Source organism: Blastochloris tepida, assembly GCF_003966715.1.
In the GTDB taxonomy this organism is placed as follows: domain Bacteria; phylum Pseudomonadota; class Alphaproteobacteria; order Rhizobiales; family Xanthobacteraceae; genus Blastochloris; species Blastochloris tepida.
Genome location: NZ_AP018907.1, coordinates 1,040,377 through 1,054,937 on the forward strand (window position 1 = coordinate 1,040,377; position 14,561 = coordinate 1,054,937).

At 68.2% G+C, this 14,561-nt stretch carries 11 protein-coding genes and 1 tRNA gene; 8 read left to right on the top strand and 4 right to left on the bottom strand.

Translation table 11 applies throughout. From position 1 onward, the window contains the following. Positions 1 to 213 precede the first annotated feature (213 nt). The 6 genes from lpxD (at position 214) to BLTE_RS04725 (ending at position 6,620) form a co-directional block, all read left to right on the top strand. Positions 214 to 1,290 carry a UDP-3-O-(3-hydroxymyristoyl)glucosamine N-acyltransferase gene (lpxD, locus tag BLTE_RS04700; protein WP_126398073.1) on the top strand — a complete coding sequence of 359 codons (1,077 nt, stop codon included), beginning with the start codon at positions 214 to 216 and terminating at the stop codon, positions 1,288 to 1,290. Then, on the top strand, positions 1,287 to 1,745 hold the full coding sequence (gene fabZ, locus BLTE_RS04705; RefSeq protein WP_126398075.1) for a 3-hydroxyacyl-ACP dehydratase FabZ: 459 nt from the start codon (positions 1,287 to 1,289) through the stop codon (positions 1,743 to 1,745). The genes lpxD and fabZ overlap by 4 nt, the downstream gene beginning before the upstream one ends. A gap of 5 nt (positions 1,746 to 1,750) precedes the next feature. Continuing rightward, complete coding sequence (gene lpxA / locus BLTE_RS04710; RefSeq protein ID WP_126398077.1) at positions 1,751 to 2,551, top strand: acyl-ACP--UDP-N-acetylglucosamine O-acyltransferase; 801 nt, start codon at positions 1,751 to 1,753, stop codon at positions 2,549 to 2,551. Positions 2,552 to 2,555: 4 nt separating this feature from the next. Then, positions 2,556 to 3,428: an LpxI family protein gene (locus BLTE_RS04715; protein WP_244600117.1), complete on the top strand. Its 873-nt coding sequence runs from the start codon at positions 2,556 to 2,558 to the stop codon at positions 3,426 to 3,428. Beyond that, on the top strand, positions 3,425 to 4,612 hold the full coding sequence (gene lpxB / locus BLTE_RS04720; protein WP_126398081.1) for a lipid-A-disaccharide synthase: 1,188 nt from the start codon (positions 3,425 to 3,427) through the stop codon (positions 4,610 to 4,612). Before BLTE_RS04715 ends, lpxB begins: the two co-directional genes overlap by 4 nt. A 478-nt stretch (positions 4,613 to 5,090) precedes the next feature. Beyond that, the gene (locus BLTE_RS04725; protein ID WP_126398083.1) at positions 5,091 to 6,620 is read left to right on the top strand and encodes a calcium-binding protein; all 1,530 of its coding nucleotides are present in this window, start codon (positions 5,091 to 5,093) and stop codon (positions 6,618 to 6,620) included. A gap of 94 nt (positions 6,621 to 6,714) precedes the next feature. Here the strand turns inward: BLTE_RS04725 and BLTE_RS04730 are convergent. From BLTE_RS04730 to BLTE_RS04735, 3 genes are all read right to left on the bottom strand, one after another. Continuing rightward, positions 6,715 to 6,800: transfer RNA gene (locus tag BLTE_RS04730), tRNA-Leu, on the bottom strand. Between the two features lie 380 nt (positions 6,801 to 7,180). Beyond that, on the bottom strand, positions 7,181 to 7,303 hold the full coding sequence (locus BLTE_RS18645) for a hypothetical protein (protein WP_280177363.1): 123 nt from the start codon (positions 7,301 to 7,303) through the stop codon (positions 7,181 to 7,183). Between the two features lie 264 nt (positions 7,304 to 7,567). Next, positions 7,568 to 7,819 carry a zinc-finger domain-containing protein gene (locus BLTE_RS04735; RefSeq protein WP_126398085.1) on the bottom strand — a complete coding sequence of 84 codons (252 nt, stop codon included), beginning with the start codon at positions 7,817 to 7,819 and terminating at the stop codon, positions 7,568 to 7,570. Positions 7,820 to 8,478: 659 nt separating this feature from the next. On the opposite strand from BLTE_RS04735, the gene BLTE_RS04740 reads away from it, so the two are divergent. Both BLTE_RS04740 and BLTE_RS04745 read left to right on the top strand, forming a co-directional pair. Continuing rightward, on the top strand, positions 8,479 to 10,491 hold the full coding sequence (locus BLTE_RS04740) for a methyl-accepting chemotaxis protein (RefSeq protein ID WP_160140525.1): 2,013 nt from the start codon (positions 8,479 to 8,481) through the stop codon (positions 10,489 to 10,491). Between the two features lie 147 nt (positions 10,492 to 10,638). Continuing rightward, on the top strand, positions 10,639 to 11,391 hold the full coding sequence (locus tag BLTE_RS04745) for an alpha/beta fold hydrolase (protein WP_126398089.1): 753 nt from the start codon (positions 10,639 to 10,641) through the stop codon (positions 11,389 to 11,391). A gap of 274 nt (positions 11,392 to 11,665) precedes the next feature. Here BLTE_RS04745 and BLTE_RS04750 read toward each other — a convergent pair whose 3' ends face one another. Continuing rightward, the gene (locus tag BLTE_RS04750; RefSeq protein ID WP_244600183.1) at positions 11,666 to 14,251 is read right to left on the bottom strand and encodes a glycosyltransferase; all 2,586 of its coding nucleotides are present in this window, start codon (positions 14,249 to 14,251) and stop codon (positions 11,666 to 11,668) included. Positions 14,252 to 14,561: the final 310 nt, after the last annotated feature.

The window sequence follows — 14,561 nt, forward strand, 5'->3', positions numbered from 1 at the left end:
GGACGGTCCCTTCGGGATCCCGGACCCGGTCTCGCCGAGACTCCCCGTTCGGCAACGGGATTTTCGGCGACCGGAACAGGAAGCTCCGGCTCGATCGGCCGGGCTTCGTCGTAAACGCGAACGTCCGATCTGCGCCTGCCGTATCGGACGTTCTGGTCCCGCCTTCGCAAGAGACGCCGGTCGGCTGTGGCCTGCCGGCGACAGCCAGCCATCATGCCCGAGCCCCGCTTCTTTCCCAGCCCCCAGCCTGTGACGCTCGGCGAGGTGGCGGAACTGGTCGGGGCCGAGCTGCCGCGGCCGGTCGATCTCTATCGCCAGATTTCGGGCGTGGCGCCGCTCGACCGGGCGGGGCCGGGCGATGCCACCTTCTTCGACAACACCAAGTACCTGCCGGCGCTTGCCGGCTCCCATGCTGCCGCCTGCTTCACCCGGTCGCGCCACGCGGCGCAGGTGCCGGCCCACATCGCGGTGCTGGTGGTGGCCGACCCGCACCGCGCGCTGGCGCTGCTGTCGCGCAAGCTGCATCCGGAGGCGGTGAAGCCGGCCTCGGTGTTCGGCGCGGCCGGCGTGGCGCCGGGCGCCATCATTCATCCGACGGCGCGGCTCGAGCCCGGGGTCACCGTCGATCCCGGCGCGGTGGTGGGCGCCGATGTCGAGATCGGCAGCGGCACCTGCGTCGCCGCCAATGCGGTGATCGGCCAGAACGTGCGTGTCGGGCGCGACTGCTGGATCGGCCCCGGCGCCAGCGTCACCCACGCCATGCTCGGCAACCGGGTGATCGTCCATGGCGGGGTGCGCATCGGCCAGGACGGGTTCGGCTATGTGATGGGGCCGCGCGGTCACCTCAAGGTGCCGCAGCTCGGCCGGGTGATCATCCAGGACGATGTCGAGATCGGCGCGAATTCGACCATCGATCGCGGCGCCGGCGGCGACACGGTGATCGGCGAGGGCACCAAGATCGACAATCTGGTGCAGATCGCCCACAACGTCACCATTGGGCGCAACTGCGTGATCGTGGCCCAGGTCGGCATTTCCGGCAGCGCCACGCTGGGCGATTTCGTGGTGATCGGCGGCCAGGCCGGCGTCATCGGCCACGTCAATGTGGGCGACGGCGCGCAGATCGCGGCGACCTCCTCGGTGAAGGACGACGTGCCGCCCGGCGCGCGCTGGGGCGGGGCGCCGGCCAAGCCGGTGCGCGCGTGGTTCCGCGAGGTAACGTTGTTGGCCAAGCTGGCGGCCCAGGGCGAGGGCGAGCGGCCGGCGGGCAAGGACGAAGGGGGGGAGACATGACCGCAGAACCGGGCAAGGTGCTCGAGGCGCTCGACATCCAGCGCGTGCTGGCGCTGCTGCCGCACCGCTATCCGTTCCTGATGGTGGACCGGGTCGAGAAGATCGACAGCGACAATTCGGCCGTCGGCATCAAGGCGGTCACCATCAACGAGCCGCACTTCCAGGGCCATTTCCCCGGCCGGCCGGTGATGCCGGGCGTGCTGCTGATCGAGGGTATGGCCCAGACCGCGGGCGCCATCTGCATCCTGTCGCGCGGCACCAACAGCCCGAGCGTGGTCTATTTCCTCACCATCGACAACTGCAAGTTCCGCCGGCCGGTGGTGCCGGGCGACGTCGTCGAGTTCCACATGACCAAGACCGCCAAGCGGCGGAACATGTGGTGGTACCACGGCGAAGCCAAGGTCAATGGCGAGATCGTCGCCGAGGCCGACCTCGGCGCCATGCTGGGCGAGTGACGACGATGGCGAGGATCGATCCGACCGCGCGCGTCGAGGCCGGCGCAAAGCTCGGCGCCGATGTGGTGATCGGTCCGTTCTGCACCGTCGGCCCCGAGGTGGAGCTCGGCGACGGCGTCGAGCTGATTTCGCATGCCGTGGTCACCGGCGCGACGCGTATCGGCGCCCGCACCAGGATCCACCCGTTCGCGGTGATCGGCGGCCCGCCGCAGGCGCTGCGCCATGCCGGTGGCGAAAGCCGGGTTGAGGTCGGCGCCGACTGCACCCTGCGCGAGGGCGTCACCATCAATGGCGGGTCCGATTTCGGTGGCGGGGTGACGCACGTCGGCGAGCGATGCTTCCTGATGGCCGGCTCGCACGTGGCGCACGACTGCCACGTCGGCGATGAGGTCATCTTCGCCAACAATGCCACCCTCGGCGGACATTGCGAGGTTGGCGACAAGGTATTCCTCGGCGGCCAGTGCGGGGTGCATCAGTTCGTGCGCATCGGCGAGCAGTCGATCGTCGGCGGTATGACCGGCATCGAGCACGACGTTATTCCGTTCGGCTCGGCGCTGGGCGCGCGCGCCCAGCTCGGCGGGCTCAATCTCGTCGGGCTCAAGCGCCGCGGGTTTTCGCGCGACGCCATCCATGCGCTCAGGCGCGCCTACCGGCAGCTCTTCTTCGGCCCGGGCACGCTGGCCGAGCGGGTGGAGCAGGTGGCGGCCGCCTTCCCGGACGATGCCAATGTCGGCAAGATCGTCGCCTTCCTGCGCGCCGGCACCAAGCGGCGGATCACCGTGCCGCGTGGGCTCGACGAGGTCTGAGGCCGTGGCGGTGGCCGATGCCGGGCCGGAGGCCGGGGCCCTGGGCATTCTGGCGGCCGGCGGCCGGGTGCCGATCATGGTGGCGGAGGCGGCGGCGCGCGCCGGCCGTCCGGTGTTCATCGTGGCGCTGCGCGGCCTCGCCGTGCCTGAGGTTGCGCGCTTTTCCCACATCGTGGTGCCGATCGGCACGCCGGGGCGGGTGTTCGGCGCCTTTCGCGGCGCCGGCTGTCGCGAGATCGTCATCGTCGGCTCGGCGACGCGCCCGCGCCTGCGCGACGTGCGGTTCGACTTCAAGGCGCTGCTGCTGGTCACCCGCTATGCCCGGGCGGTGCTGGGGGGCGACGACAAGCTGCTCACTTGGTTGGTGCGGCTGTTCGAGGCCGAAGGCTTCACGGTGCGCGGCGCCCACGAGATCGCGCCGGAGCTGCTGGCCGGGGAGGGGCCGCTCGGCCGCTGCGCGCCGAGCCCGGCGGATGCCGCCGACATCGCCATCGGCATCGATTATCTCGCCACCGCCGGCCGGTTCGACATCGGCCAGGCGGTGGTGGTGGTCAATCACCGGATCGTCGCGATCGAGGCGGCGGAGGGCACCGACCTGATGCTGGCGCGGGTGGCCGAGCTGCGGGCGTCGGGCCGGCTCAGGCTCTCCGGCCGCGCCGGCGTGCTGGTCAAGACGCCGAAGCCCGACCAGGACCGCCGCGTCGATCTGCCGGCGATCGGCGCCTCCACTGTCGCCGGGGCGCTGCGGGCCGAGCTGCGCGGCATCGCGGTGGCTGCCGGCGAGACGCTGGTCGCCGACGCCGCCGAGACAGTGGCGGCGGCCGACCGCGCCGGCCTGTTCGTCGCCGGCATTCCGCTGGGCGGGGTGTCGTCATGACCGCGCCGGCGCCGTTCGACGTGTTCATCGTCGCGGGCGAGGCGTCCGGCGACCAGCTCGGCTACAAGCTGATGGCGGCGCTGCGGGCGAAGACCGGCGGCCGGATCGCCTTTCGCGGCGTCGGCGGGGCGGCGATGACCGGGCAGGGGCTGGCGAGCCTGTTCCCGATGTCCGACATCGCGCTGGTCGGCTTCGTCGCGGTGGCCCACCAGCTTCGCCGGGCGCTGCGCCGGATCGAGGAGACGGCGCAGGCGATCATCGACAATCCGCCCGACGTGCTGGTGCTGATCGACAGCCCGGACTTCTGCCACCGGGTGGCGCGGCGGGTGCGCCGCCGCCTGCCGAAGCTGCCGATCGTGGTCTATGTGTCGCCGACGGTGTGGGCGTGGCGGCCGGGGCGGGCGCGGGCCATGGCCAAATGGTGCGACCACATTCTGGCGCTGCTGCCGTTCGAGCCCGCCGCGCACCGCGAGCTGCATGGCCCGCCTTGCACCTATGTCGGCCACCCGCTGATCGAGCGGCTGGACGAGCTGCGTCCCGGCCCGGCCGAGGTGGCCCGGCGCGCCGCCGATCCGCCGCTGATCGTGGTGCTGCCCGGCAGCCGGCGGGCCGAACTGCACCATCTGCTGCCAGTGTTCGGCAGGACGCTCGACCTCCTGCAAAGGCGGATCGGCACGTTCGAGCCGGTGCTGCCGACGCTGCCGCACCTCGAAGCCCAGGTCGAGGCCGGGGTGCGCGACTGGCCGGTGAAGCCGCGCCTCGTCACCGGCGAGGCCGGCAAGCTGGAGGCGTTCCGCAATGCCCGCGCGGCGCTCGCGGCCTCCGGCACGGTGACGCTGGAACTGGCGCTGGCGGGGGTGCCGATGATCGCGGCCTATCGCGGCTCGTCGATCGAAGCATTCGCGGCGCGCCGGCTGATTCGTCTGCACATGTTCATCCTCGCCAATCTCGTGCTCGGCGAGATGATCGTGCCCGAATATCTGCAGGCCGACTGCACGGCCGAGAAGCTGGCCGGGGCCATCGCCGGCATCGTACGCGAGGGGCCCGAACGGGTCCGCCAGACAGCGGCGTTCGCTCGACTTGATCAGATGATGAAGGTCGATGGCGGGTCGCCCTCTAGTCACGCGGCAGAACTGGTGGTTGCAGCCTTCGAGACCCGGACGGGGCGGCGCGCCCCCTGCTGACAAGGCCAAGCCGGGGTTTGACAGGCCGGCCGGTCCCCCGCGCGAGTCCGGTTGCACCCCCCTCAGGTTGTCCCGCCGCCTTGCCGGCCCTTTGCGGGGCAAATCGGTTTATAGTTAATAGGACGTTTTTTCTTTGATTGTTTTTCATCTCCTCGAAAACGTTAGATCGATCAATGGTCGCCGGCTAATGTCTTCGTTTGGGAATGCGCAGGATAGCCAGGATTCCATGTGCTATCTTATCTTCAAATATGACCAATTCCACTCAAGTCGATTGTCCTCCTCCGGCCAAGTCGAGTATAGAAATTTCGGGGACGCCTCCCGGCCCGCGAATTGACAGCCCTTGTGCAATCGCGTAATCACGGTCTCATAAGGCAAAGGTTTGGTTTCCCCGTTGCCTCGTTGGGCGAATCCGTCGCGGTGTGCCGGGGCGGGAGCAAGAGTTTTTGACCATTGGCTATGCCTCGCAGGGAGCGGTGCAATGACGTATCCCCTTACCAGACCTGAAGTGCACGATGTCATTTCGCCAAGTTTTGGTCCGGCTACCGAAGACGTTCTGAAATATCTGGACGAGCAGGGTGTGTTCAGCCCCGACGGCTTGGCCGATACCCAGCAGTCGGCGGATGGTTCGGAGCCGATCGATCCGGCGGCCGAGCTTTATGTCCTCAATCCCGGGCCTGACGGCATTCAGGGCGCTTTCACAACGTCGGGGAGCAACGAGGCCATCATCGTCAACAGCGACGGTGACAACATCATCCTTCTCAATTCCTCGACCGACGGCACGATCGGCGTCTTCACCGCCGACGGCAACGACATCGTCGCTCTGACCGGCGATGATGCCGGCTATATCGAGACGAATGGTGGCGACGACATCGTTCTGGGCGGCGCGCACAACGACACCATCCTCGGCGGCGGCGGTGATGACCTTCTCGTCGGCGGCGGCGGCGACGACCTGATCTATGGCGGCGACGGCAGCGATTACCTGCAGGGCGACGACGGCAATGACTCGCTCTATGGCGGCGCGGGTGCCGACACGATCATGGCCGGCAGCGGCAACAACTACGTCGAGGGCGGCGACGGCGCCGATTCCATCTTCGCCGGCTCCGGCAATGACACGATCTATGGCGGCGGCGGCGTCGACATGATCAATGCCGGCGATGGCAACAATTTCGTCGATGGCGGCGACAGCGGCGATGGCATCGTCACCGGCTCGGGCGCCGACACCATCTATGGCGGCGACGGTGCCGACACGATCTTTTCCAATGGCGGCAATGACACGGTCTATGGCGGCGCTGGCGCCGACCAGATCAATGCCGGCGAAGGCGACAATTATGTCGACGGCGGCGACGGCGCCGATGCCATTGCCGGCGGCTCCGGTGCCGACACCATCTATGGCGGTGGCGGCAGCGACACGATCTTCTCGTTCGGCGGCAACGACACGATCTATGGCGGCTCGGGCGCCGACGTGATCAATGCCGGCGAGGGCAGCAACATGGTCGATGGCGGCGCGGGCAATGACGGCATCGCCGCCGGTGCCGATGCCGACACCATCTATGGCGGCGGCGGCAACGACACCATCGATGCCGGCAATGGCAACAATCTGATCTATGGCGACTACGCCACGGGCAGCGACTCAGGCGACGATCTGATCTCGGCCGGGTCCGGCAACGACACCATCTTCGGTGGCGCCGGCAACGACACCATCTATGGCGGCGCCGGCCTGAACCAGATCACGGGCGGCGACGGCAATGACGTGATCTACACCGGCGCCGACGCCGATACCGTCTATGGCGGCGCCGGCAACGACACGATCGTCGGCAGCGCCGGCAACGACAGCATCTTCGGCGGCGCCGGGACGGATACCTACTATACGAACCGCTTGTTCAGCGACGTCGATTTGGCGGGTTCGAGCTACAATGCCCTCACCGGGACCGGGACCATCAAGTTCACGGACGGTCAGACGATCCAGCTGTTCCAGGTCGAGGACATTCAGTTCAAGTCGGAGCCCTGATCCGGGCTTCCCTCGCCTCTGTCATCCTGAAGCGCCCCGGGAATTCCCCGGGGCGTTTTCGTTTGCATTGGCGATGGCGGGGGTGGTCCGGGGATGGTGGCCGCTGTGGGACTCGAACCCACACGGGCATGGCCCGAGGCATTTTAAGTGCCTTCCGTCTACCGGTTCCGGCAAGCGGCCTCCGGTCCGCCGACGCTTGCGATGTCGGCGCAGCCGGTCGTCGGTCTCGCGGATCCGGCCTCGGGGATGCCCTCAAGGATCGAAGCTCGCGCGAAACGCGTGCGCGAAGCCAGCAGCCGGCTGCCGCCGCCGGTGGCGTCGCATGCCGCTTCGTAGCGCGGGTGGGGTGGCGGGCTCAAGAGCCGGGTGCCGCGCATCTTCGTGGAGCGCAGGTCCGGCGGCCGGAACGCGGCGCGACAGCCCTCGGGGCAGGCAACGGCATGATACGAAATCCGGCCCTGCGGGTGCGGGCCGGACTGTGCATCAGCAGAAGCCGCGGAATCGGGAGAGGGTGCTGGGCCGTCTGTCGCCAGGCCGTGTCCTGCCCTGCGGGCGTGAGGTCACGCCGCCGCCAGGAAGGCACCAATCAAGGCGAGCGCCTCGAACGCAAGACCGGTGCCGATCACCAGACGAAACAGGGCGGGCATGACGAAACCTCTCGCGGCAGTACGCGCGCGGCGCACGGAAGGGGCATTTGCTCGTTTTGTCGAAAGACGAGGCCTGCAGGTTCAATGGGAAACGTTTCTGAAGAGTTAAGGTCCCAATTAAGGCGCGGATATCGCAAATAAGAGATAACTGCTGCGCAATTGGCCGATACCTCCACCGTCGGCGGCCCTGAATGGGGTCAGGTCATGCCGCCCGCGCGGGCCGCGGAACCGGTGGCCAAAACGGCGTGGACGCGTGCCGGTGCAACGGGTGCGGCACGCCTTTCAATCCGCTCGCCGCGATCAGGCGGCTTCCACCGCATTCTCCCAGCGGCATTCGGCGGGGCGTGCGTCTGCGGGTTTGAGCGTCGGGTCGAACCGGTAAAGGGTCGAGCAATAGGGGCAGATGATCTCGCGGTCGCTGCCCATGTCCAGGAACACGTGCGGGTGGTCGTAGGGCGGCGGCGCGCCGATGCACATGAACTCGCGGGCGCCCACCTCGATGACCGGAACGCCCGGGCCGTTGTGGAAATGGGGGACGAGGTGTTCCGCCATGCTCGATCCTCTTGGTCCGACAGGCGGGAACCATAGCGGGCGAATCAGGCGGGCGCCAGTTTCGCAGCAGCCGCGTGCCGGTGCGGGTGGCGGTGCACGCAGGCCTTGGATTCCACGGTGCCGGGGCACCGCCCGCGATGCACGCAATGTGCGGCAAGCACTCGCCGACCGTTACGCAAGTTGTAGAGGCGTCCGGTCGCGTTCCGCCGGCGTTGCCATCTGATTTCGCGTGTTGGCGAGGAATAGCGGCATCGCGAGGTTTTCCGCGCAATAAATCCCGTCTGCCAAGCAATCCGAGGCGACATCATAATGCAACTGCGCGCTCGGGAGAGTTATCCACCGCCGGTTGGTGCGATTTCAGTCATGCAAGTATTGATATTGTAATACGCGCAACCAATTCAAGATAATATTGTTTCGCGTGTCGAATGATGCCTCCATTCGCAGGTACGAAATAGATATGGAGTCGAGTCCAAAGTCGAAAGCGGTCGTGGATTCTCAGTTGAGAAGAAATTTACGATTCTGGATTAAGGTGCTTGCCGTATCGGAATGGGAATATCACTCCAGACGATAGAAACGGCGCGTTCGTCTTGAAGGTATCGGAAGCCGCACACGCGGTTCTTCCAATGGCGGCGCGCGCCTTCGGGAGAGGCCGAACGGTCATGCGACTGAATCTCAAGATCGGACAGAAACTCGGCATCAGCGCCGCCATCGGCGTGGCGTTGGTGCTCACCCTCGTCGTCGTCTCCCGCATGGCGCTGGAGCGGATCGAGACGGCCACCAATTCGCTGGAGCAGGCGGCAACGCTGGTCGGCAAGCTGACCGACAGCAAGCTCGATCTGCGCGACATGCGCTCGCTGTTCTATCAGGCGAACGTCGCCACCAGTGTCGAGAGCATCGACAAGGTGGTCGCGGAGTTCGACCGCATCGCGCCGGCTCTGTCGCAGCGGATCGGTGACATTGCGGCCACTGCATCGGTTGCCGCCAATCGCGAGCGCATGGCGCGCGCCAAGACCGAGGCGGACGGCTACATCACGATGTGGCGCGAGGCAGCCGCCCGGCAGCGCGACCTGCTGCAGGTCCAGAAGAGACTGATGGGCGTCGTCGATGCCTGGGGCGCGGAGCTTGCCAAGGTGCATGCGGCCTCGAACCGGCTCGGCCCGGAGGTCGCCGGTCTGGTTGAGCGCATCGACGGCCGGGTTGCCGAGGCCCGCTCGGCCATCTGGCGGTTCTACGCCACCGAGGATGAGCGGCTGAAGGATCAGGTGCGCGACGGCGTCGAGACGGCGCTGGGCGAGCTGCGCGACCTGCAGGCCAAGGAGCCGTCCCCGCAGCTCGCCGCCACCCTGCCGGCGCTCGCCCGGCTGGCCGAGCAGCACCGCGAGGTGTTCGAGGCGGCGAGCGCCGCCGCCGCCCAGCGTGCCGCGGCCGTCAAGTCGGCGGCTGCGCTGCGCGTCGAGGTCACCCGGCTGGTCGATGACTCGCTCGACGCGGCGAGCGCATTCGCCGCCTCGCTCAACCGCGACGTCCATTCGGCCGTCTCCAGCGCCAGCACCAACGGACTGATCCTGGGGGCGCTGACCGTGCTGGTGCTGATCGGCTCGACGGTGTTCGGCTTCCTGGCCGTCGGCCGGCCGATCAGCCGCATCGCCGGGGTGCTGGAGCAGCTCGCCGGCGGCGACAAGAGCGTCGAAATCCCGTTCACCCGCCGCGGCGACGAGGTCGGCGACACCGCCCGCGCCGCCAATGTGTTCAAGGACAATCTGATACGGATGGACCAGATGACGGCCGAGCAGAAGGCTGCCGAGGCGCGCGCCGAAGCCGAGAAGAAGCAGGCGATGCACCAGCTGGCCGAGAGCTTCGAGCGGGCGGTCGGCGGCATCATCGGCGCGGTGTCGAGTGCCTCCTCCCAGCTCCAGGGCGCGGCGCAGACCATGTCGGCGGCGGCCGAGCAGACCAACCGCCAGTCGATGGCAGTGGCGAGCGCCTCCGAGCAGGCGTCCTCCAACGTCCAGACCGTGGCCTCGGCGGCCGAGGAACTGGCGGCCTCGGTCAGCGAGATCGGCCGGCGGGTCAATGAGTCCGCCTCGATCGCCGCGGAGGCGGCGCGCGATGCCGATGCCACCGCCCAGAAGGTCAGCCGGCTGTCGCAGGCGGCGCAGAAGATCGGCGACATCGTCGGGCTGATCTCGACCATCGCCGGCCAGACCAACCTGCTCGCGCTCAACGCCACCATCGAGGCGGCACGGGCGGGCGATGCCGGCCGCGGCTTCGCGGTGGTGGCGAGCGAGGTGAAGAGCCTCGCCGACCAGACGGCGAAGGCCACCGCCGAGATCTCGGCGCAGATCGAGGAGATCCAGGCCTCGACCGCCGACTCGGCGCACGCCATCGGCCAGATCACCGAGATCATTCGGCGGATGAACGAGATCGCCACCACCATCGCCTCGGCGGTGGAGGAGCAGGGGGCGGCGACCACCGAGATCGCCCGCAACGTGCAGCAGGCCTCGGCCGGCACGGCGGAGGTGTCGAGCAACATCACCGGGGTGACGCGGGCGGCGTCCGATTCGTCGGCGGCATCGTCGCAGGTGCTGGCCTCGGCCGGCGACCTCGCCACCCAGTCGGGGGTGCTGCAGCAGGAGGTGGCCAAGTTCCTCGCCACGGTGCGGGCCGCCTGAGCGCGGCACTGGCGGATATTCCAGACGGCCGCGGGCGCTCCCCGCGGCCGTTTCCGTTTGGCGGCTGTGCGCCGCGAAGTCGGCCGCAAAACCGGTTCCCACTCTTACGGAAAATGCTCTAACACCCGCGAGACCCGGAGACGCGCAGTGCCCCAGTTCCGCCATGGCGACCTGACCCTTGCCTATCTCGATCAGGGGGAGGGCGAGCCGATCGTCCTCATCCACGGCTTCGCCTCCACCAAGGAGGTCAACTGGGTCTATCCCGGCTGGGTCTCGACGCTGACGCAGGCCGGCCGCCGGGTGATCGCTCTCGACAATCGCGGCCACGGCCAGTCCGGCAAGCTCTATCTGCCCGATCTCTACGCCACCGAGCGGATGGCGGAGGACGTCGTGGCGCTGCTCGACCATCTCGGCCTGCCGCGCGCCGACGTGATGGGCTATTCGATGGGCGCCCGCATCACCGCCTTCCTGGCGGTGCGGCGGCCGGAACGCGTGCGCTCGGCCATCCTCGGCGGGCTCGGCATCCATCTGGTCGAGGGGGCGGGCCTGCCGGCCTCGATCGCCGAGGCGCTGGAGGCGCCGAGCCTCGCCGACGTGACCGACCGCCAGGGCCGCACCTTCCGCGCCTTCGCCGAGCAGACCCGGAGCGACCTGCGCGCGCTCGCCGCCTGCATCCGCGGCTCGCGCCAGACCCTGAGCGAGGACGAGGTCCGCGCCATCCGCGTGCCGGTGCTGGTGGCGGTGGGGACGGCCGACGAGGTCGCCGGCTCCGGCGCGGCGCTGGCCACCCGGATCCCAGGCGCCGAGCACCTCGCCATTCCCGGCCGCGACCACATGCTGGCGGTGGGCGACAAGGCGTTCAAGGCCGGCGTGCTCGACTTCCTGTCGCGGCGGCCGTGAGCGCGCGGCGATCCACGCCGGCTTCGCGCGGCGTGTGAACGGGCGCCGAAAGCCGAGTCGTTCGAATCGGTTGCGGAACGATCTTCGCGTTGCGGTTCCAGTAGAGATTCAAGCCGGCGGCGCACTCGCTCTGGCGACTCGGCCATGAAAAATCCCGGCCGGAGGCTCCGGCCGGGATCTTTCGAACACGGGGGACGGCATCGTCCCGATGGTCTCGTTTCGGCGCCGGGGCGGTGGCGGACCGCCGCCCCAGGCCTTGGTCCGAACCGTCCGGTCAGTCGGCCGCCACCTTGGGCGGGACGACGTCGGCGGCGCGGCGGGCGAGCACGAGCTGGATGCGGCGGCCGAGGCTGCGCCACAGGGCCAGATCGTTGAGCTGGCTGCGCTCCAGCGCCGCCATGCCGGCGGCCGACAGGAAGGGCAGGCTCTGCACCATCAGCACCACGATGAAGATGTTGATCTCGCGCACCTGATGGAAGTTGCGCATGTAGAGCACGAACGCGCCCAGCAGCAGCAGGCCGGCCAGCACCGCCTCCCAGAAGGCGGGGAAGTCGCTGCCCTTCTTGGCGGCCTTGCCGCCGCCCTTGGCGGTGACGGTGAAGGGCAGATTGTCCTTCACCACGCCGTCGGCGACCGCCTTGGCCACGGTGAACTGCATGCCCATCGCCGCGATGGCCGCGCCGATCGAGCGCAGGACGCCGATGCCCACCCGCTGCCGGTAGAGCCAGGCGAAGTGCACGAGGTAGACGACGAAGGTGGCGATGATCGGCAGCGTCAGGATGCGCTCGGGCACCGCGATGCCGGCGAATGCCACCACCGGCACCCACAGGATGTTGAAGATCGCCATCAGCACGCCGATGCTCTCGGCGCCGAGCCAGTTGAACCAGCCGACGGCGAATTCGCGCCGCTGATCGCCGGTCAGGCGGGTGGACTCCGGCTGCCACATCTTCCGCCAGTGCTTCTTGACGATCTGCACGCCGCCATAGGCCCAGCGGTGGCGCTGCTTGCGGAACGCCTCGTAGGTGTCCGGCAGCATGCCCCAGCCGTAGCGGCGCGAGGTGTAGTGGGTCGACCAGCCCTGTTCGAGCAGGCTCAGGCCGAGGTCGGTGTCCTCGCAGATGGTGTCGCTCGACCAGTCGCCGCCGGCGGCCAGCGCGGTGCGGCGGATCAGCACCATGGTGCCGTGGACGACGATGGCGTCGTGCTCGTTGCGCTGCACCATGCCGATGTCGAAGAAGCCGGCATATTCGGCGTTCATCATCTCGTGCAGGACGCTGCGGGAGCCGTCGCGGTGATCCTGCGGCGCCTGGACGATGCCGACGCGCGGGTCCTCGAAGGCCGGGACGAGGTCCTTCAGCCAGTCGGGGTGCACCACATAGTCGGCGTCGATGACGCCGATGATCTCGGCCTCGGGGTCGGTGTGGGTCAGCGCGATGCGCAGCGCGCCGGCCTTGAAGCCCTGGACCTTCGGCTCGTTGAGGAACTTGAAGCGCTCGCCAAGCAGCCGGCAGTGCTCCTCGATCGGCTGCCAGTAGGCCGGATCAGGGGTGTTGTTGATGATGACGATGCATTCGAAGTTCGGGTACTCGAGGCGGGAGACCGCATCGAGCGTCGCCTTCAGCATCTCCGGCTGCTCGCGATAGGCCGGGATGTGGATCGACACCTTGGGGGCGCGGGCCGGCTCGCGGGTCGGTTCCTGGGCCGGCTTGGCCAGCAGGCGGCGCGGCGCCCGTCCGAACACGATGGCGCCAAGCTCGTCGATGCGGGCGATGGCGACGATGATCAGCGGGATCATCAGCACGAAGCCGACCGTCATTGAGACCAGGGCGCCCGACACGAAATAGTGGGTGACCCAATGGTCGAACACCACGGCGAACCAGGCGCCGGCGCCATTGGCGGCGGCGATGCGCACCGCGACGTGCCCCACGGTCGGCCGCGCCATGCGCAGCACCGGCAGCGAGAACAGGGCGCCGAGGATGAGGGCGATCGCCAGATTGATGCCGAAGCGCGCATCCGTGATCTCGCCCGACAGCGGGAACTTGAGGTGGCGGTTGCCGTCGAACAGGCCCCAATAGGCACCGACCGAGCCTTCGTTCGTCTTCCAGGGCTGATCGAACGCTTCGACGATATTGTAGTCGATGCCGTAGGCGTCGGCGCGGGCGACGAAGTCGCGGATCACCTGGGCCTGGATCAGCGGGCCGGGGTTGGCGCCGTGCAGATTGTAGCCGCCCGACGGCCAGCCGAACTCGGCGATGACGATCCGCTTGCCGGGGTAGGCGGCGCGCAGCTTGCTGTAGATCTGGATGGTGCGGTCGACGACGCTGGTCTCGGGCTGGCCTTCCCAGTAGGGCAGGATGTGGACAGCGATGAAGTCGACCGCCGAGACCAGCTCGGGGTGCTCCAGCCAGACGTTCCAGATTTCACCGGTGGTGACCGGCAGGTTGGTCTCGCGCTTGACCCGCTGGATTTTCTTGATCAGCTCGTCGACCGTCTGGTCGGCGCGGAAGATCGTTTCGTTGCCGACCACCACCGCATTGATGTTGCGGTGCTTGCGGGCGAGTTCGACGACCTCGCGCAGCTCGCGCTCGTTGCGTTCGTCGCGCTTGTCCACCCAGGCGCCGACCGAGACCTTGATGTCGTATTCGGCGGCGATGGCGGGCACCAGCTCCAGGCCGCCGGTCGACGAATAGGTGCGGATCGCCTTGGTGTAGGGCGCCACCACCTTCATGTCGGAGCGGATCTGGGCCTCGTCGGTGACGCCGCCGTCCTCCGGGTTCGACTTCTTGCCATAGGGGGCGAAAGACAGGCTGGAGAACTTGTTGATCGCCGCGGGCGCGGTCATCGTCTCGCGCGCCGCCATCCACAGGCCGGCATGGACCATCGCCACCAGCGCCATGACGGCCATGACGAGCGCCCATGCCGATCCGGAAAACCGGCGGCGGTTCTCGTTGTCCGCGACGCCCTTGTACTGCGCCTTCACGCTGCTCGGCAGCATCGAACTCCCCGACTTCCTCTACCCGGCGGACGGTCACCCGCTCCGGTGTTGAAATGATGACGAAGTAAGTCCTGCGCCGCTGGGCGCAAGGTCAGCCACTCCCGGCCTGGAGCGTTCCGCCGGCCCGACGATTTCGGGCCGCGCGCTCCAAGACCGAGGTCTTTGCATTCTCTTA

Excerpts from the sequence above, each read along its gene's own strand:
- lpxD (WP_126398073.1), top strand. The coding sequence starts at position 214 with ATGCCCGAGCCCCGCTTCTTTCCCAGCCCCCAGCCTGTGACGCTCGGC.
- fabZ (WP_126398075.1), top strand. The coding sequence starts at position 1,287 with ATGACCGCAGAACCGGGCAAGGTGCTCGAGGCGCTCGACATCCAGCGC.
- lpxA (WP_126398077.1), top strand. The coding sequence starts at position 1,751 with ATGGCGAGGATCGATCCGACCGCGCGCGTCGAGGCCGGCGCAAAGCTC.
- lpxB (WP_126398081.1), top strand. The coding sequence starts at position 3,425 with ATGACCGCGCCGGCGCCGTTCGACGTGTTCATCGTCGCGGGCGAGGCG.
- BLTE_RS04725 (WP_126398083.1), top strand. The coding sequence starts at position 5,091 with ATGACGTATCCCCTTACCAGACCTGAAGTGCACGATGTCATTTCGCCA.
- BLTE_RS04735 (WP_126398085.1), bottom strand. The coding sequence starts at position 7,819 with ATGGCGGAACACCTCGTCCCCCATTTCCACAACGGCCCGGGCGTTCCG.
- BLTE_RS04740 (WP_160140525.1), top strand. The coding sequence starts at position 8,479 with ATGCGACTGAATCTCAAGATCGGACAGAAACTCGGCATCAGCGCCGCC.
- BLTE_RS04750 (WP_244600183.1), bottom strand. The coding sequence starts at position 14,251 with ATGGCGGCGCGCGAGACGATGACCGCGCCCGCGGCGATCAACAAGTTC.